Below are 16,604 nucleotides of genomic sequence, written 5' to 3'. Positions count from 1 at the left end.
TGGTTCACGGAGGCTATCGTCCGGCGCCAGGGTGCCTCCAGTGGCGCGGACAGACGCGAAGTCAGTGCGGGGGTGACATCAGGCGGGGGACGTCGGCGGGGGAGAGGTCGGGGCGGGCGCGCAGGATGATGCCACCGGCCGGAGGCGTCGCGGGCGACGTCAACGCCGACTTCGACCACCAGCTCGGGCTCCACCAGCGTGACGTTCAGCCTTTCCTGGCTGCTCCACCCGGCGGATTCTCTGTCAAGTTCAGCATGTTGACGCGCAACGGTCCACCCATCAGCTCAACCGATGGCCGGTCTGCAGCGTTCGATGGAACCCGGTCTCTCGCCGAACGAGTCGCCCGGGATTGCGTCCACCGGAGATGCTGCCGTTCCACTACTCGGTGATACCGTATAGCGGTACTCGGTACCACGCAGTACCGGCAGGGTTGAGGAGCACCCGCGATGGACGACCTGACGGAGATGTTGAAGGGCACGCTCGAAGGGTGCGTGCTCGAAATCATCGGCAGCGAGGAGACCTACGGGTACGCCATCACTCGCCAGCTGAACGAGCTCGGCTTCGCCGACGTCATCGAGGGGACGGTGTACACCATCTTGCTGCGGCTGGAGAGGAACGGGCTCGTCCAAGTGACGAAACGTCCATCCGGGGTCGGTCCGCCACGCAAGTTCTACGCGCTCAACGACGCCGGGCGCGAGGAACTCGCGAAGTTCTGGGCGAAATGGCGGTACCTCTCATCGCGCATCAACAGGCTCAAGGAGGGCGGGAGATGAACTTCTGGGAGAAGGTCACAGGCAGCGATCTCACCAGGGACTGGAAGGCGTTCGGAGCCCGGGTTGAGGCTCTGCCGGACGACTACCGGGAGGCGTGGGACCAGATCGTCGCTCACCTCTTCCCTTATGGGGACTTCACCGGCCGCAACCTGACACCGATCCTCGACTCCGCCCTTGGGCTGCTCGAAGTGTCGGTAGCGGACGGGCAGAGCGTCCACGAGGTGCTCGGCGACGACATCCAGGGCTTCTGTACGGCGCTGGCCGGCGGAGCCGGGGCCCGGACTCATCGCGACCGGTGGCGCGAGCAGTTGAACAGGAACGTCGCAAGGAAATTGAGCCGGCTGGGAGGCTGACGTGAGCATCCAGGACATCATCGAAGGCAAGAAACAGTGGCGGGCGCACGTTGCCCGGGTCAAGGCACTCCCGCCCGACTACCAGATCGTCTACAAGGAGATGCAGAAGTACCTGTTCAAGGTCGGACCGGTCAGCCTGTCCGACGGACCCCTCCTCCCTGGAATCCTCGACTTCTTCGAGGAGGGCGTCGCCGAGGGCAAGGGAGTCTTGGAACTCATCGGCACCGACGTCGCCGCGTTCTGCGACGACCTGATCAAGGACTCTCCCACCTACGCGGATGCCTACCAGGAAGCCATTAGCGGGGAACCCGGCGCGGCCAGGAAGTGACAGCCGCCGGACCGGTTCGCGGCGGTTCCGCCACGGTGGGGGTCATGGCGTCCTCTGCGTCGGCAGCACGTGCACAGGTGTCTCGACATCAGGTTTGAGCTGCGGGCTCTCCTTCGCTCTGCGGACGTTCCTGCTCAGCCAGGATGCCGTGTACGTCGGCGGCGGCAATACTGCGAACCTGCTGGCGGTCTGGCGTGCACATGGAGTCGACCGGCTACTGCTCGAGGCTTGCAGCCGCGGGACGCTGCTGTGCGGAATCAGTGCTGGCGCCAACTGCTGGGCGGAGGGCTCGCATACGGACTCTTTCGGTCCGCTGACGTTTCTGCAGGACGGACTGGGCCTCCTGCCGGGTTCGGTGTGTCCGCACTACGACAGTGAACCAGGGCGTCGCACCTCCTTCCGTCAGACTGTAGCCAACGGCATGCTGTCCGCTGGCTGGGCGCTTGAGGACGGAGTGGGGGCCCTCTTCACGGACGGACGTCTTGAGGAAGCCGTCACCCGGACTCCGGAGGCCCGCCTGTACTGGGTGCAGGCAGATGAAGATCACGAGGTGACCGAGCAAGCGCTGCCATGCCGGTTGCTTCACGGAGCGACGTGATGCGCAGTTCACCTTCTTTGGGCTGGCTGTCGGGTGGCGAGGTAGTCGGACCAGTTGTCGCCCGCGAGCCTGGCCCAGCGGGCGGCAGTGACGGGGCTGACGCCGACGAGATCTGAGATAACGATGGGTGGAAGGTCGGTGAGCGCTTCCACCATGGCGGTGTTGTGCGCTGCCCGGGCCGGCAGGCTGTGGCGCTTCATCGTGTCTCCGAGGCCCACAGGATTGCGGGGCCGACCAGGGATCTGCCCGGGGAGGAGGAACCTCTCCGTGTCCTGTGGTTGTCGATGCAGTGTGGTGGTTTCACGGAGGTGGTCTTCGATGAGGCGGGCCAGTTTCGGTGGGAGTACCACCGGGTGCCGGTTGATCGTCAGGTAAGCGTTCTCGTCTTCAGCGCGGGCGCAGCGGGGAGGTGATCGCCACCTTCGGCCGCCACCGGGCCACCTTCCTAGGCCCGGTCAAGCAGGCATTCCTCGAACGCCACCAGCTCACCGCGCTGTTCGAGGCATCCAACGAAGACGCGGCGCTGAACCTGCGGCGGCTGCGCAAGACTTACAAGTCGCGCCGCTACCAGCAGACCGGAGATTGCTGGAGGACTTCGCCGAGGGCCACAGCCCCCGGGTCGCGGCCAAGCACTACGCCAACATCGAAGCGCACCGTCCGCTGCATGAGGAAGCCGTCGAGAAAGGGCTGCGCGAGGCGTTGGACGCCGTCATGGAAGCGCCCGTCGTCCTCGACGACCAGGGCCGCCGACTGGACAGGTCGGCGGCCGAACTGCCTCCCGATGAGTGGCGGTGGCCCTGTCCGGGGACAGCGACGTATGGCTGGCGTCCTGCCGTGACTTCCATGCCTCGCCGTTCGCCCGCCGCCCGGGCTCCGGCTGCCCGGTGGCGGTGTGGGGTTGCCTCGAGTGCCCGAACGCGGTGTTCACCACCCGGCACCTGCCCGCGATTCTCAGCTTCGCCGGATTCCTGACTGCCCAGCGCGAGGCGATGACGGTGCTGGAGTGGAACGCCCGCTATGCACTGGCCTGGGATCGGATCACCACCGGCATTCTGCCGCAGTTCACCGGCGAGCAGCAGGCCACCGCCCGGCTCATCGCCGAAAGCCCAGATGCGGCCCTCCACCTGCCCGGCCAGATCCTCCAGGAACTGACATGACTTCCACGGCCACCTCTTCCGTCTCCACCGAGCCGCCCGGTCCGGATCGGTCAGCAGGGCCGGGGGCGGTAATCCGGTCGGGCCAGCGGCGGGTGCCGATCTCCGCTTTCAGCAGCGCGAAGAAGCTCTCGGCGGCGGCATTGTCGTAGCACGAGCCGGTTCGCCCCATGCTCTGCCGCAGCCCCAACCGGCCTACTTCCCGGCGGAGTTCGTCAGCGGTGCACTCCGCTCCGCGGTCCGAGTGCACGACGCAGCCGGGCTGGAGGTCGCTGAGGCCGGCGGCCATCGTCAATGCGTCGACCACCAGAGATGCGCGGTGGTGGTCGGCCATCGAGTAGCCGACGATCTCGCGGGTCGCCAGATACAGCCAGCCCTCGTCGGTGGGGATGTAGGTGATGTCACCGACCAGTTTCTGCCCCGGGGCGGCGGCCGTGAAGTCGCGGCCCATCAGGTCGTGAGCAGGCATCACCTTATTTGCCGGACGGGTCAGCGATCGGCGCTTGCGCCGGTTGACCCCGGTGATGTCGCGCTCACGCATGATCCGCTCCACTCGCTTGCGGTTGACCCGCCGGTCCAGCCTGCGCAGTTCGGCATGGATGCGCGGCACTCCGTAGGTGCACCGGGAGGCGATGTGCAAGGCGGTGATCTCGTGGGCCAGGGCGTCGTCGGCGGCCCGGCGGGCGGCGCGGGCCTGCTCGCCGGCCATCCAGGCGTAGAAGGAGGAGCGGGCCGCCTTCAGCAGCCGGCACAACAGAGCGACTGAGTGGGCGGTCTTCTCCGCCTCGATGAACGCATACACGTCGTTCATCGATCGCTCTCCTTCGCGAAGAAGACCGCCGCTTTTCGCAGCACCTCGATCGTCTCGGCCTGCTCACGGTTCTACCGCCGCAGCCGACGCAGTTCCTCCCGCTCCGCGCTCGTGAGCTCGCCCGGCACCCCCTGCCCGCGGTCGATCGTGTCCTGCTTGACCCAGTTCCGCAGGCCCTCGGCGCTGACCCCGATCTCCCGGACCACCTCGGTGACGGTCTTGCCGGAGGAGCGGACCAGCGCGACCGCGTCGCGCTTGAACTCCTCCGAGTACCGCCTGCTGCGGTTGCTCTTGCTTCCCAGCTGGCACTACTTCCTCTGGAACCTCACGTCCCAGTCTCCAGGTGTCCAACATCAAGGGGAAGCTTCATCTCAGCGGCGACGTGGGCGATGTGACGTGTCTGGCACCGCTTCACGAGCCGCCTACGGCCCTCGACACTCAGGGGCGCATTCGCGTGGGGCACTCGTCGTCCTCTCAAAGTCAGACGACGGCAGGCGCGACACCTGCGGTGCGCGCCTGCCGCATTGTGGCCTTTCAGTCCCGCGGTGCCACGCGGATACGGTTCCCGTCAGGATCGGCTGCGAGGAAGGTCAGCCCGAACCCCGCATCATGAGGCTCGCGCAGAATCGTGACCCCCTTGGAATTCCACTGCTTGAAGGTCGCGTTGAGCTCGTCGGGTCCACCATCGATGGCCAGGCAAACCTCACTGGTACGCGGGACGTCCGGTGACAGATCCTCGAACTGGCCAGACCACAGAGCGAGGTCAGCGCCTGGCCCGAGGCCGAAGGTGATGTATCCCGGAGTCTCGAACGAGGGGCTCATGCCGAGGAGGTCGCCGTAGAAACGAGCTGCGGCGGGAGCGTCGTTCACATACACGATGGACACGACGGATGTGGTCATGGTTGTCCTTCTCACAGGTTGTAGGTACGCATCCACCAGCCTGACCGGGATATGCGCCGCATCGTGTCGCAATTCCTGAAAAACTTGGTGCGTGACCCCAGATCGCTTCTTCTCCTTGATGCTGCTCCTCGAATCGAGGGATGCCGTGACCACACAGGAACTTGCCTCGGCGCTCGGGGTGTCCCTTCGAACCATCACCCGAGACCTGAACTGGCTCCGCGACGCCGGTCTGCCGGTGACCGCACAACGGGGCCGCCTCGGAGGCGTGACCATGCCACCCGGGTCCGGGCTCGACCTCACGCGACTCACACCGGGCGAGCGTGATCATCTGTCGCTCACTGGGCTGGATGAGAAGCAACGTGCGGAGCTCAACGCATCGACCGAAGGCCGGCGCGCGCTCTCCAAGATCGTCGCTACACAGCCACGTCGAGGTCATGAACTCTTGCCGCTCACCGACGTAGTGCACGTGGACAGCCGTCCCTGGCGTCAGGCACGAGCTTCCGGCACGACTCCGGCTTCACTGATCGGCGCAGTGCGGCGAGGTCGCCGGCTACGGATCGAGTACGACAGCCCACGCGAGTCATGCCCACGCGACCTGGTCGTGGATCCCTACGGGCTGTTCGCCAAGGCCGGCATCTGGTACCTCGTCGCCGACTGTGCCCGAGTGCCACGGATGTACCGACTCGAACGGATCACGACGTGGAAAGAAGTCGACCAGCCACGACGGATCCGCGAGAGCCAGACCCTGGCCACCGTCGCTGCAGCGCTCATTGATCAGTGGGAGCACAACCACGCGATAGAGGTCAGCGCCACCATCGACCAGAACCAGATCGAGCGAGCGCAACGGATCTTTGGTCTACGACTCGTCGCGGACGACCATGAAGCATCCGCCACTGGCCGCAAGGTAACGATCCGCTTCCTGCATCTGGAGGACGTGCGAGCACTACTGCCGTTCGGGAGCGCCATCACTGTGCACGGCCCCACCGAAGCCAGGGCTCACCTCCGCGACCTCGCCACCCATCTTGCCCACCACTATGCGCCGTCACCGACGTCCTGACCCGCAACATCGGCCGCGAGGCGTTAGGTTGTCTGCTCGCCCGCCGCGGTGTCACCTTCCAGCGCACCAAGACCTGGAAGGAGTCCCCGGACCCGAATGCGACGCCAAGCTCGACCGGATCGAGGCGGTGTTGGACCGCTTGCCGGACCGGGTGTTCGCTCCGACGAGTTCGGCCCGCTCGGAGTCCGGCCCACCGCAGGCTCCGGCTGGGCCCAACGCAAACGTCCCGACCGATTACCGGCCACCTACCACCGCACCCACGGGGTGCGCTACTTCCACGGCTGCTATTCGGTCGGCGACGACCGCCTGTGGGGCGTCAACCGCCGCAGGAAGGGCGCCGCGAACACGCTGGCCGCGTTGAAATCGATCCGCGCCGCCCGGCCCGACGGCGCACCGATTTACGTGATCCTGGACAACCTCTCCGCCCCCAAGGGCGCCGACATCCGCCGCTGGGCCAAGAGGAACAAGGTCGAGTTGTGCTTCACCCCGACCTACGCCTCCTGGGCCAACCCGATCGAAGCCCACGTCGGACCGTTGCGGCAGTTCACCATCGCCAACTCCCACCACCCCAACCACACCGTGCAGACCCGGGCCTTGCACGCCTAGCTGGGCTACCGCAACGCCAACACCCGCCACCGCGACGTCCTGGCCGCCGAACGCAAAGAACGCGCCAGCGTCCGCAGCGAAAAAGGGACCCGCAGGGGCGGACGCCCCCTCGAAATCTCAGCCTGACAGCCCGGCGAGCCACGCAGTCAGAGCCCTAGCATGAGCGCAAGGCCGACGGAGGGAGTGACAGACCTGATGGAACCCTTGGAGCCGAACATCTCTCCCCTGCCTGCGTCGTTTCCCATCGTGCCTGCGACAAATCCCGACGGCGGCTGGGGTGCGCAGCGGGCTCCGCTGCCCGCGCCACCGCTCGGTCTCGACCCCGCGCAGTGCGGCGGAAGGCTCGACCCTCTCGCACTGCGCACGTTCGTGGTGTCGACGCTGTCGCCGGAAGACCGTCGAGCCCTGCGCGAAAGGCTCGCCCCCGAGGAACGAGCCCGCCTTGCAGCGGAGATGGCGGGCCCTGAAGGAGAGCGCCTCCTCATGGTCCGCGCGGGGCTGCGGCTCCTCCTCGGGCAGATGTTGGACGCCGACCCAGGGGCCGTCGTCCTCGATGACGGCCCCTGTCCGCACTGCGGTCGGCCCCATGACCTCACCGCGAGCTCCCCGGCCGGCCGCCGACTGCACTTCGCCGCTGTCGGGCGAGGCGATCTCATCGTGTTGGCAATCTGTCGCTTCCCCGTCGGGCTCGGGCTCGGCGTGCCCGACGGACCTGGCCGCGAAGCATGGCTGCGGGCCCGCAGTCCGGCCCGGCTCGCCGCGCAACGGCAGGCCGTGGCCCGGGGACGGTGTTCCCCTCCGCGGGACAGTTCGGTGGAGTACGTCGTGCGCTTCGTCGCTACGGCGCCCGAATACGACTGTGTCGTATCGGTGGCGCTGGAGGTGCCTTTCCGCCCGGACAACCCCGTTTTCCGGGACCCGTCGACCGATTGACAGGCCGGAGATGGTTATCTAGCCGAGGCATCCGGCACCGCATCGCCCGCAAGGGCGTCGAGACCTCGCAACGACTTGGCCGCCACCGCTGGACCATCGAACGACCTCGACCGGGTACCGGTGACTTGTACAACAGCGACGCACTCCCCCCGGACGCCCCCTCCCAGCCTGATCGACCCGAAGATCATCCCACCGGTCAGCCAACGTGACAGTGCCCGCCCAACACATCCGTGCCCCGAAGGGCCCTGGACGTGCAGACCGAGCCGGGAGGGGAGTTCTGGGGCTGGGCCGGGGGTGCCTCGGCCCGCACCCCCTGCGGCCAACCTGCGTGGCTGCGGCTGGTGTCCGCGCCGCAGGACAAGGCCGCGGGGAAGCTGTGGGACGGCGCCCTCGATGCCCAGCACACTCCTCGGCGACCTCGACGGGCACCCGGCGTGTGGCGATGCCGCGCCAGTCCTTCAGTCGGTTGATCAGTCGCTTCGCCACCCGCGACCACCACATCGACCCGGGAGATCACTTCTCTCAGACCCCGAACTTCAAGGACAGCTTCCCCGTCCACTGCGTGGCCGGAGGCGAGGGCAGCGAATTCCACCCCCACTGCGCGCCCGCCGTCACCGGCGGAAAGGTCGACGCCGTCTTCTCCAAGGGCGCCCACAGCGCCTCCAAGAGCGGCTTCGAAGGAGCCGACGAAGAAGGAACCCCCCTCGCGGACTGGCTGCGCACCCGCGGGGTCGAGGATGTCGACGTGGTGGGCATCGCTACGGACCACTGTGTGCGTCCCACCGCGCTGACGCTGTGAAGGCCGGCTTCCGCGCCCGGGTACGCCTGGACTACTCCGTCGGAGTCGCCCCGGACACGACAGCCGCGGTCGTCGACGACTTTCACCAGGCAGGCATCGCCGTATCCGGTGAGGCACCCCTACCGCAGTAGACCCGCACCAGGCCCGGCGCGGTAGGGGCAGGCTGGCAGTCCGCAGGCCAGTAGTCAGCGGGCTTCGTCCCGGTCGATAGCGAGGCGGTCGCCTGCGCTGAGCGGCCGCCGTCGTGGCTCTGAACGGGGGACGTCTGGAGCCGATGCCAGCCGGCCGATTCACTCCGGCCTGACCGGGCGGCTGCGTCGGCCGCGTTCCTGCTCGGCCAGCGGATGCACCAAGCTGCGGCTCGCGCACCGAGCCTGCCGATGTCGGGTGCGGGATAGGGCCTGCAAGACACGCCTGCCACCCCCGCCCCTCCACGCCCGGGCCTCCGTATCGACTGCCCCCGAACCCACCGGGCTGTTGCAGCGCAACCTGCGCATGCTGAGCGGCAAGGTCCTTATGGACCGGGTCGCCCAGAATCCGCACTACCTGCGCGACCCGGATGTGCAGACGGCGGAGGACCAGACGACGGAACTGATGGACCGATGGCACGGCAGAGGCCGTCTGGGCTACAGCATCTCCCCCCGCCTGGCTCTGACCTGTACCGAGGACATGCTGACCATGGTCGCCAGGCTGCACCGCCAGCAGCCCGACCTGTGGATCCAGACCCACGGCGCGGAAAACCCCGAGGAGATCAAGCGGGTACTCGACATCTACCGCGCCCAGGACCCGTCCTACCGTTCCTACATCGACATCTACGACCGCTTCGGTCTGCTGACCGACAAAATCGCTGTTCGCGCACTGCGTGCACATCGACGACACTGACCGCGTCCGCCTGGCCGCAGCCGGCTCGGCGGTGGCGTTCTGCCCTGACTCCAACATGTTCCTGGGCAGCGGCCTGTTCGACCTCGACGCCGCCTGGCGATACGGCGTCAGCGTCGGTCTGGGAAGCGACATCGCCGGCGGCACCAGCTACTCCCCGTTGTACGTCCTCAACCAGGCCTACAAGGTGGTGGCGGTACGCGGCGGGCGCCTGCCGGCCCTGCGCGGCTTCTACCTGGCCACCCTGGGCGGCGCACGAGCCCTGTCTTTGGACCACCACATCGGAAACTTCACCGTCGGTAAGGAAGCCGACTTCACAGTCTTCGACTTCGCGGCCACTCCCACCCTTGCCCGCCGCACCGAGATCGCCGAGAGCTTCACCGAGCGCCTGTCCGCACTCATGATGCCGGGGGACGAGCAGGCGGTGGCCGCCACCTACATCCTGGGCCGGCGCGTACACGAGCGCCGGCCATCCGCATAGCCCCCTCACACCTGGGCAGAGCCATGGCCGCGCGAACCACCTGCCCGCTCTGCCGACGGCGCTACCACCACTGCCTGCCGCTGCGCATCCTCGGCTCCTGCTTTCTCCGAACTACCGGGGCGTCCCGTGGTCAGGTGACAGGACGATCAGTCCTGCGGGGAAGGAGCCGGTATGGGGCCGGAGAACTGCTGTGAACGACGCGGGTGTTAGCTTCACTGCCGTGTTAAAACACCAGGACGAGACCAGGGCGGCCTACGACGGGGTCGTCGAACTGTATGCGTCGATGTTCGCTAATCGGTTGGAGACGCAGCCGTTCGCGCGGAACATGATCGGCACCTTCGCCGAGCTCGTGCGTGGCACGGGGAACCTGCGGGCAGCCGACGTCGGGTGCGGGCCCGGCCATTTGACCGCCATGCTGCACGACTTGGGGTTGGACGCCTTCGGGCTCGACCTCTCGCCGGCTATGGTCGCCCACGCCCGGCGGGCCCATCCGGCGCTGCGGTTCGACGAAGCACGAATGGAGGCCCTGCCGGTCGAGGACGGCGCGCTTGGCGGAGTGCTGGCCCACTACTCGATGATCCATACCCCACCTGAAGAATTGCCTGCGCTTCTCGCTGAGCAGGTGCGTGTCTTGGCACCAGGGGGCCTGCTCCTGGCGTCCTTCTTCGGAACCGAAGGGCCGGAGCCTGTCCGCTTCGACCACAAGGTGGCGCCTGCCTATAGCTGGCCGGCGGAGCAGTTTGCCGAGTTGCTGGCCGGGGCCGGACTCGTCACGGTGGCTCGGTTGCTCCACGACCCAGCGTCCGAGCGGGGCTTCCTCGACACCCACCTGCTGGCCCGCCGCCCGTAGAACGTGGCCCGTGGCCGGGGTCGGGGTGGTGTAGATCATCCGCGTGGACGAAGCTCGTCCAAGAGCCGCGTTCTGTGGCGGTGTCCGCTGAGCACGCCGGATTGACAGCCGTTCAGTCACGCAGGCCCCGGCGGGGTGGCCGCCGCAGTGCTGCGAGCAACGATCTCCCGAAAGGTAGGGATTCCCAGGTCGACAGACTCCTGCTTCCGGGAGATCTGGGCGTCGAGTTGGGCTAGCTTCTCCTCGGCGTGGGTCAGGCTGCTCTGCAGCCCTTCGATCTCGCCGAGCCAGCCTTCCCTTTCGGCTTCCAAGATGCGCGTGAGGAGGTTGTCGCGGATTTCGACAAGCCGGGGACGTTCTGTCGCGTGGACGATCAGGGCGGGGCATCGGACGCAAGCGTGTTCGTGAGCGCAGTCAGTTCCGTATGCGCGGCCGCAGTCGCCCAAGGCGAGCTTGCGGCGCTCAAAGTGTCCGAGGAACTCTCCCCATTCCTCAGGGGTGACGGTGCGGTATTCGTCGGCAGGCCGCAGAGCCCGGCGCCGGGCGATGAACGCTCGGTGTGCCTCGATGGCATCAGTGGGGTAGATCGCGGCGTATCCCATCGTCGTTCCGATGTGGTCGTGACCAGCGATGACCTGGGCGATGTGAGGGGGCAGGCCCTTGAGGATGGAGTCCGTGATGAAGATCCGGCGGAAGTCGTGGGGCTGGAAGATGAGGGGGTCACCCGCGCTGTCCGTCAGACCTGAGGCCAACAAGGTGACGTCGAGTCCCCGACGGATCGTCGCTCGTGACAGCGGACGCAGGTAGCCGCCAGAGCGATCCTGGAACAGGAGAGGCATCGGCGGGTTCCAGACCCGTTCGTAGTGGTCGTAGCTACGGAGAACGGGGACTCTCCCATCCGAGCCTCGGACTCGAGAGACGACCGTGCTCAACACGTCCGCCAGCTCCGGCGTGACCAGGACAAGTCGCTCTTGGTCGGTCTTCGACGGGGCGATCTGCAAGAGCGGAACCGTCTGTCCGGTGGTGGGGAGCTTGTAGCTGACGATGCTGTGGTGCCCCAGCTCGAGGAGTTCCTCGATGCGGATGCCGGTGTGCCGCAAGATCTCGATGGCAGACCACCCCCAGAATGCGCTGCGTTCCTCACCCGCGAATGAGCGCCGGGTGCCCTTCGCATCCCAGGCATGGATCGGGCGCCCGTCAGCGCATTTGCTGAAGCGCGGGACTCTGAAGGTCTCACCAAGCACGCTGAAATCCGAACCGAGCGGGGCAGCGTTGAGTGCATCGAGGCGCATGGTGGCCTCTTTCAGCAGGCGGTGAGCCGTCTTCACCAGCGTGGGCAGGGCCGGCAGGCGCTCGCGAGTACGTTGGTCCATGCGGGCCTTGAGCTGCTTCTCAGCCTTTCTTCCCGAGCACTCGGCTTCGCTGATCGGGCAGGGCGCCACCCAGGCGGCCCACTGGCCGGGGTCCTCCACTGCCCACTCCGCCAGGTCCAGGTAGAAGGCTCTGACCTGGGTTTTGATCCCGATCGCACCTCGGCGTGGCTCTGTGAACTCCCGAAATGATCCATCGGGTAGACGCTTGCGGACGGTCTTCGTAGCCAGGCGGACCTTCCAGGCAGTGATCACCTCGGCAGGCAGCCGAAGAGAGTCGATGCCCGGATCATGCCGCTCCAGGTCGCCCCAGAACCGAAGCGCCAGCGAGATCGTGAGCGCCTGCAGCGTCGTGAAGTCGAGCCCTACGGACCGATGGGAGAGGTAGGCGACCAAGAGATCGCGGATCGGACGGCACTGCAGTTCGTAGCGGTCGACAAGGTCCGCCGGGGTGAGTTGCCCCGTACGGTTCGAGATCCGGAACAGCGTGTGCGGTGCGTCTGCTGGAAAGAGACCCAAGTCGCGTAGCCAGGTGTAGGCAAGCTGGATCCGTCCATTGCTGTTCCTTGGATTCTTGCTTTGCCAGAGCAGCAGGTCGCCGACGACGATGTCCTCGATGGCGCCGCCTCGGCAGGCCATGATCTCCGCAATGGTCTTCAGCCCGGACGAGATATTCGCAGCCGAGATGTTGGTCGGCAGTGAAGCCCTCAAGCGGGCGAACCCCTCGGGGTCGCGTGTGGTCTCCAGAGCCGGCCGAAGATGCCGCGATCTTGACCCGATGAGGAACTCCGGGTCGGGTCTGACGGCATCCGCGCAGAGCAGCGCCAGCACCCCGACGAGAAGCGTTTCACGGCGCGACACCCGCCCTTCCGGGCGGGCCCAGGCTGCGAAGGCATCCCTCCACCCCTGCGACGCAATGTGCTGGCCGTGGACAGGGCTCCTCTGCCAGCGCTGTTGCCAGGTTTCTCCCGGAAAAGTCATCAGCCAGTCGAGGAGGAGCCGTGCCCCGAACATTCGATTCGCCTGGGCACTGGGTTCCACAGCTCGTAGCGGTGGGCGAGCCAGCCGCTCAAGGACCTCTTCACGCGTGACCGCGGTCGCTTCCCACGTGCTTGGTCTTTCCCGATGCGGGAATCGGTTCATCAGCTTGAGCTCTTCGGCGCCCACCATGCTGGTGACCCGCGGAACGAAGCTCGAGCCGACGTGCGTCGCAGTGCTCGTCATGAGGCATCCCGGCCGAAGAGGATGGACAAGGAGTCGGGGTTGTAGGACGGCTCGTCAACAGGCACAGGATTCTCCTCGCGTCGCTTCTCCTGACGGGCGTGATGGGCGAGGCCGGCTCTGATGACGTCGTCCCTGGTCGGACGGTTGTAGATGTCCAGGGTCGACAGATACTTGTGGCCGAGGATCTTTTGCACGTAAACCGGCGGCATGTTCGGGTCATCGAGCATCATGAACGTCGCCGTGTGCCGCAGATCGTGAAGGGTCCGCAGCCGCAGCATCCGGCATGCCTGATCGATGGCGGTCTCGGCAGCTTGTTCACTCAGACCCCGATGGCGTTGGGCACTCACGGGGCTTCTCCCTGGCTGGCGGTGTCACCGCCGTGGCGGCGGTGTCGTAACAGCTGGTCGTAAGGGGCCACCGAGGGCAGCGGCCGGGTGTCGGGCGGCAGATGGGACATCCGCCAGTCGGCGAGAAAGGTGACATTCGCCCGCAGCGGCCGGGACCGCTCGGGCGAATGTCCGCGGACAGGAGGGGAGGACGGGAGGTCGTCGGCTTCCGCCGCTTTGCGGGCCTCCAGAGCGACCGCATCCGCGGTGAAGGCGCCGGCCCGCAGAGCCGTGGCCAGTCCGGCGACGATGTGCTCGTGGCTCATGTGACGGCCCAACAGCAGGACTTCGATCAACGCCTTGGTGTCGTCCTTGTCGCCGTGCAATGCCCGGGCCGCGTCCCACCAGTCGTCATGCACCGGCGTGAACTTCCCGGCGGAACGGGCCTGTTCGAGGGCAGTGGCCCCGGGGAAGGCGCCGGGCTTGCGGATCAATGCCTCCAGATAGTGGTCCAGCTCCAGGCGCGAGCCGGCCTTCGCGCTCAGCCGTTCATGGCGGGCGACCTCCTGGCCCTGGTCGTAGACGATGAGGTGATTGGCGTGCAGCATCACCCTCACCGTCCGGCCGATCAGCCGGACCGGAACCGAGTAGCGGTTGGTCTGGACAGCGATCTGGCTGTAGCGGTCCACTCTCGGTGTGAAGAGCCGGCCGGTCTCGAACAGCTCGGTCGGCAACGGCTTGAGCAATGGCCTCCCGACGGCAAAGTACTCTGCCACCGTCCTCGCCCGCGAACGGATCCTGCGGCCTTCGTCCTCAAGGTCCCACCGGTCGACCATTTCGTTGAGCTCGGCCAGCGAGGCGACCTCGGGAACGGGGACGAAGTGGTTGCGCCTGAAGTACCCGATCTGTCCTTCGACGCCGCCCTTCTCGTGGGCGCCTTCGAGTCCTGGCCTGCAGTAGAAGCTCTCGATGCCCCAGTGGGTGCGAAACGCGGTCCACCGTTCGCTCTCCTGGCGGTGCCGGGCGAATCCGAGCACCTGGGCGACGGCGGCCTTCAGGTTGTCGTAGCGGACCTTGCCGCGAGGGGCACCGCCCAGCACGGTCAGCGCGTGCACGTGGCCCTCGAAGAACGCCTCCTGACCGCAGGACGCGAACACACGATGGACCGCCTTGCCCGAATACGACAGCCGGAAGGAGAACAGATAAACACCGGGTCACCACCCCGCCGAGCACGATGTGCACGTCCCCGAAGTCCACCTCCGCCTCGGTGCCCGGCAGGTGGGTCTGCGGCACGAACACTTCCGACGGCCCCCGACCCGCCTCCTGGCGGATCTCCCCACGACGCGTGGCGATGTAGCCGCGGACCATCTGATACGAGATCCCCATCGCCGTACTCGTCCAGCAGCCGGTCGAAGACCCGCTTGGCGGTGTGCCGCTGCTTCGGAGGCGCGTCCAGATCCCTGCGCAGCATCTCGTCGATCAGCGGCTTGTAGGGATCCAGCCTGGTCGGACGCGGAGGCAGCTTCTTGCGGGGCTCGGGCCAGACCAGATCCAGTGCCTTGCGGACCGTCTGCCAGGTCACCCCGTACTTGCGCTGCAGACCACGCATCGACATCCCGGCGCGGTGGTCCCGGCGGATCGCCGCGTACAGATCGGCCTTGGATTTCGATAGGCGCATCGGTGCCCCCAACGGGAGAAGCACAGCCATCGTCCCACCACAAGGCCCCAACCGCTCCTAAAACGCAGCGACATCGCTTTCGCCGGAACAACGGTGCCCTTCGCGCTCAACGACAAACGACATCACGACTCACCGACAGAGCCAGTTGGTAGCGGCCGGTGTGGGGCGCACGTACCGGCGACGGCGGTTGCGCCCCTCGTGTGAGTGCAATGGTCGTACCGGAGACACGACACAGCTCGGTCGGCAACCGCTCACGAGGCAAGGACGAGCCGCAGCTCCCGCGCGGCTCGTTCGCGGTGGTGCTGGGTGGGGATCGTTTCGTAGAGGTCCTGGGCTCGGTCTTGGGCTCGGCGGTGGACCAGCCTGGTGCGGTAGCCGTCCGGCAGTCCTGTCTGGGCGGCGACTGTACGGCGGGGCGGCACGCTTGTTCGCTGTCGCCGTCGTGATGAGAGCACGCTGCGGTGTCGATGAGCAGGGTGCGGGTTCAGGGTGCTGGTCGGCGCGGCCAGCTCCAGGGCGCGCTGCTTGCCGCGCTGGAGGGGCGGGGTCGGCGGGGCCTGCGTACTGAAGTCGGCATCGGGGCGTACTTGGTGCTGACCCGTGAGCGCCGGGAGCTGTTGCGCGAGCGGCGGTGGTCGACGGGCGCGGTGCCCACGGCGCCGACAGCTGTAGGGCGGCGAATTCAGACTCGAGCGCGGCCGGGCGGCGCCGGTAGGGAAGGCGGTCGTGTCGCATTTCGCAGGTGGGCCCCTGCCGATGACTCGTCGTGTCATCGGCAGGGGCCCACCTGCTCGGAGTGCCCTAGCTAGTTGTCATAGCCCCCGGCAGGCGTCGAGAAAGGCCCGTGCTCCGGCCAGGAGTTCGACCCTTGTCACGTCTCCGGGGTCTCGCGCGGCGGAGAGGGTCGCGTTTTCTCTCGCGGTGCACGCGGTCGTCATTCCTGGTTGCCGGTGACACCACCCGCCGGACCCGACACAAGCGCCCGGAGTTCGTCAAGGACCGGGTTCTCCGCAAGAGCCGGACGGCTCTCCACTAGGTAGGCGACGCCGGAGGCGACGAAGGCGCGCACCGCGGCGGTGTAATCCTCGACCGGGCATTCCGGGGGCACGGCGGGTGTTCGGTGCGACGAGGTGAACCTGACCCGATCGCCCACGAGTTTGAGGTGAATCACGTAGGAGTTCTCGGTGAAATTGATCTCCGCCGAGCCGCCCGCGCGCAGCTCCTGCAGGGTGTACGCCAGGGTGAACATGATGTCGACCAGCGGTTCCCGCGTCGCGGACAGAAACGCGTGCCCGCCCACCTTGAAGTCGATCTGGTACGCGAACCATCCGTAGCGCAGATCCGTCGCGCTGAGGGTGGCGAGCCCGATCAGCCCTTCCCGCCAGGCACGCGCGGCGCCAGCAGGAATGTCCATGTCGCTGTCGGGTGTGAAGTCGATGTACAGCAAGTCCTGTCCTGATTGTCGTGCGTGGCCGGACGCGCGG

Annotated in this window: 15 protein-coding genes and 6 pseudogenes; 13 read left to right on the top strand and 8 right to left on the bottom strand. The window is 67.0% G+C overall.

Annotation, left to right across the window (positions count from 1 at the left end; genetic code table 11):
- Positions 1–446: 446 nt before the first annotated feature.
- The 4 genes and pseudogenes from CEB94_RS00480 to CEB94_RS00465 all read left to right on the top strand — a co-directional run.
- Positions 447–773 (top strand): PadR family transcriptional regulator, encoded by a 327-nt coding sequence (locus CEB94_RS00480; protein WP_175430262.1) that lies wholly within the window; start codon positions 447–449, stop codon positions 771–773.
- Positions 770–1,126 carry a DUF1048 domain-containing protein gene (locus tag CEB94_RS00475; protein WP_175430261.1) on the top strand — a complete coding sequence of 119 codons (357 nt, stop codon included), beginning with the start codon at positions 770–772 and terminating at the stop codon, positions 1,124–1,126. The genes CEB94_RS00480 and CEB94_RS00475 overlap by 4 nt, the downstream gene beginning before the upstream one ends.
- A gap of 1 nt (position 1,127) precedes the next feature.
- Positions 1,128–1,454 carry a DUF1048 domain-containing protein gene (locus tag CEB94_RS00470; RefSeq protein WP_175430260.1) on the top strand — a complete coding sequence of 109 codons (327 nt, stop codon included), beginning with the start codon at positions 1,128–1,130 and terminating at the stop codon, positions 1,452–1,454.
- Positions 1,455–1,569: 115 nt separating this feature from the next.
- Positions 1,570–2,052 (top strand): annotated as a pseudogene (locus CEB94_RS00465) (Type 1 glutamine amidotransferase-like domain-containing protein); the annotation flags it as partial.
- A gap of 8 nt (positions 2,053–2,060) precedes the next feature.
- Here the strand turns inward: CEB94_RS00465 and CEB94_RS00460 are convergent.
- Positions 2,061–2,252, bottom strand: coding sequence for a hypothetical protein (locus CEB94_RS00460; RefSeq protein ID WP_175430259.1), 192 nt, complete (start codon positions 2,250–2,252; stop codon positions 2,061–2,063).
- Between the two features lie 591 nt (positions 2,253–2,843).
- On the opposite strand from CEB94_RS00460, the gene CEB94_RS00455 reads away from it, so the two are divergent.
- Entirely contained in the window at positions 2,844–3,209 is a 366-nt protein-coding gene (locus CEB94_RS00455) for a hypothetical protein (RefSeq protein WP_175430258.1), read from the top strand.
- On the opposite strand, the pseudogene CEB94_RS00450 reads toward CEB94_RS00455, so the two are convergent.
- The 3 genes and pseudogenes from CEB94_RS00450 to CEB94_RS00440 form a co-directional block, all read right to left on the bottom strand.
- A pseudogene (locus CEB94_RS00450) lies at positions 3,145–4,038 on the bottom strand (IS3 family transposase); the annotation flags it as partial. The gene CEB94_RS00455 and the pseudogene CEB94_RS00450 overlap by 65 nt on opposite strands.
- Before the next feature lie 50 nt (positions 4,039–4,088).
- Entirely contained in the window at positions 4,089–4,319 is a 231-nt protein-coding gene (locus CEB94_RS00445) for a transposase (protein WP_175436825.1), read from the bottom strand.
- Between the two features lie 232 nt (positions 4,320–4,551).
- Entirely contained in the window at positions 4,552–4,917 is a 366-nt protein-coding gene (locus tag CEB94_RS00440) for a VOC family protein (protein WP_175430256.1), read from the bottom strand.
- A 91-nt stretch (positions 4,918–5,008) separates the two neighbouring features.
- Here CEB94_RS00440 and CEB94_RS00435 point away from each other — a divergent pair, with 91 nt between their 5' ends.
- The 8 genes and pseudogenes from CEB94_RS00435 (at position 5,009) to CEB94_RS00405 (ending at position 10,522) form a co-directional block, all read left to right on the top strand.
- Positions 5,009–5,974 carry a helix-turn-helix transcriptional regulator gene (locus tag CEB94_RS00435; protein WP_175430255.1) on the top strand — a complete coding sequence of 322 codons (966 nt, stop codon included), beginning with the start codon at positions 5,009–5,011 and terminating at the stop codon, positions 5,972–5,974.
- 8 nt (positions 5,975–5,982) lie between these two features.
- Positions 5,983–6,706: pseudogene (locus tag CEB94_RS00430) on the top strand (transposase); the annotation flags it as partial.
- 69 nt (positions 6,707–6,775) lie between these two features.
- Entirely contained in the window at positions 6,776–7,513 is a 738-nt protein-coding gene (locus CEB94_RS00425) for a hypothetical protein (RefSeq protein WP_175430254.1), read from the top strand.
- Between the two features lie 20 nt (positions 7,514–7,533).
- Positions 7,534–7,617 (top strand): annotated as a pseudogene (locus CEB94_RS00420) (IS5/IS1182 family transposase); the annotation flags it as partial.
- A gap of 377 nt (positions 7,618–7,994) precedes the next feature.
- Positions 7,995–8,443: pseudogene (locus CEB94_RS00415) on the top strand (isochorismatase family protein); the annotation flags it as partial.
- Positions 8,444–8,789: 346 nt separating this feature from the next.
- Complete coding sequence (locus tag CEB94_RS40485; RefSeq protein ID WP_246111648.1) at positions 8,790–9,194, top strand: amidohydrolase family protein; 405 nt, start codon at positions 8,790–8,792, stop codon at positions 9,192–9,194.
- The gene (locus CEB94_RS40480) at positions 9,175–9,672 is read left to right on the top strand and encodes an amidohydrolase family protein (RefSeq protein ID WP_246111647.1); all 498 of its coding nucleotides are present in this window, start codon (positions 9,175–9,177) and stop codon (positions 9,670–9,672) included. The genes CEB94_RS40485 and CEB94_RS40480 overlap by 20 nt, the downstream gene beginning before the upstream one ends.
- Before the next feature lie 220 nt (positions 9,673–9,892).
- Positions 9,893–10,522, top strand: coding sequence for a class I SAM-dependent methyltransferase (locus CEB94_RS00405; RefSeq protein ID WP_055607563.1), 630 nt, complete (start codon positions 9,893–9,895; stop codon positions 10,520–10,522).
- Between the two features lie 116 nt (positions 10,523–10,638).
- On the opposite strand, the gene CEB94_RS00400 is transcribed toward CEB94_RS00405, so the two are convergent.
- From CEB94_RS00400 to CEB94_RS00385, 4 genes and pseudogenes are all read right to left on the bottom strand, one after another.
- Entirely contained in the window at positions 10,639–13,116 is a 2,478-nt protein-coding gene (locus CEB94_RS00400; RefSeq protein ID WP_246111646.1) for a site-specific integrase, read from the bottom strand.
- Positions 13,113–13,463, bottom strand: a complete 351-nt coding sequence (locus CEB94_RS00395; protein WP_175430253.1) for a tyrosine-type recombinase/integrase — start codon at positions 13,461–13,463, stop codon at positions 13,113–13,115. The genes CEB94_RS00400 and CEB94_RS00395 overlap by 4 nt, the downstream gene beginning before the upstream one ends.
- A pseudogene (gene istA / locus CEB94_RS00390) lies at positions 13,460–15,120 on the bottom strand (IS21 family transposase). Before istA ends, CEB94_RS00395 begins: the two are co-directional and overlap by 4 nt.
- Before the next feature lie 934 nt (positions 15,121–16,054).
- Positions 16,055–16,567, bottom strand: a complete 513-nt coding sequence (locus tag CEB94_RS00385) for a hypothetical protein (RefSeq protein ID WP_175430252.1) — start codon at positions 16,565–16,567, stop codon at positions 16,055–16,057.
- Positions 16,568–16,604: the final 37 nt, after the last annotated feature.

Source organism: Streptomyces hawaiiensis (assembly GCF_004803895.1).
GTDB lineage: Bacteria > Actinomycetota > Actinomycetes > Streptomycetales > Streptomycetaceae > Streptomyces > Streptomyces hawaiiensis.
The sequence above is the reverse complement of the archived record's forward strand: the minus strand, read 5'-3'. Positions and strand labels throughout refer to the sequence as shown.

What these genes read in the sequence shown, in the direction of transcription:
- CEB94_RS00480 (WP_175430262.1), top strand. Translation starts at nt 447, where the DNA reads ATGGACGACCTGACGGAGATGTTGAAGGGCACGCTCGAAGGGTGCGTG.
- CEB94_RS00475 (WP_175430261.1), top strand. Translation starts at nt 770, where the DNA reads ATGAACTTCTGGGAGAAGGTCACAGGCAGCGATCTCACCAGGGACTGG.
- CEB94_RS00460 (WP_175430259.1), bottom strand. Translation starts at nt 2,252, where the DNA reads ATGAAGCGCCACAGCCTGCCGGCCCGGGCAGCGCACAACACCGCCATG.
- CEB94_RS00440 (WP_175430256.1), bottom strand. Translation starts at nt 4,917, where the DNA reads ATGACCACATCCGTCGTGTCCATCGTGTATGTGAACGACGCTCCCGCC.
- CEB94_RS00425 (WP_175430254.1), top strand. Translation starts at nt 6,776, where the DNA reads ATGGAACCCTTGGAGCCGAACATCTCTCCCCTGCCTGCGTCGTTTCCC.
- CEB94_RS00400 (WP_246111646.1), bottom strand. Translation starts at nt 13,116, where the DNA reads ATGACGAGCACTGCGACGCACGTCGGCTCGAGCTTCGTTCCGCGGGTC.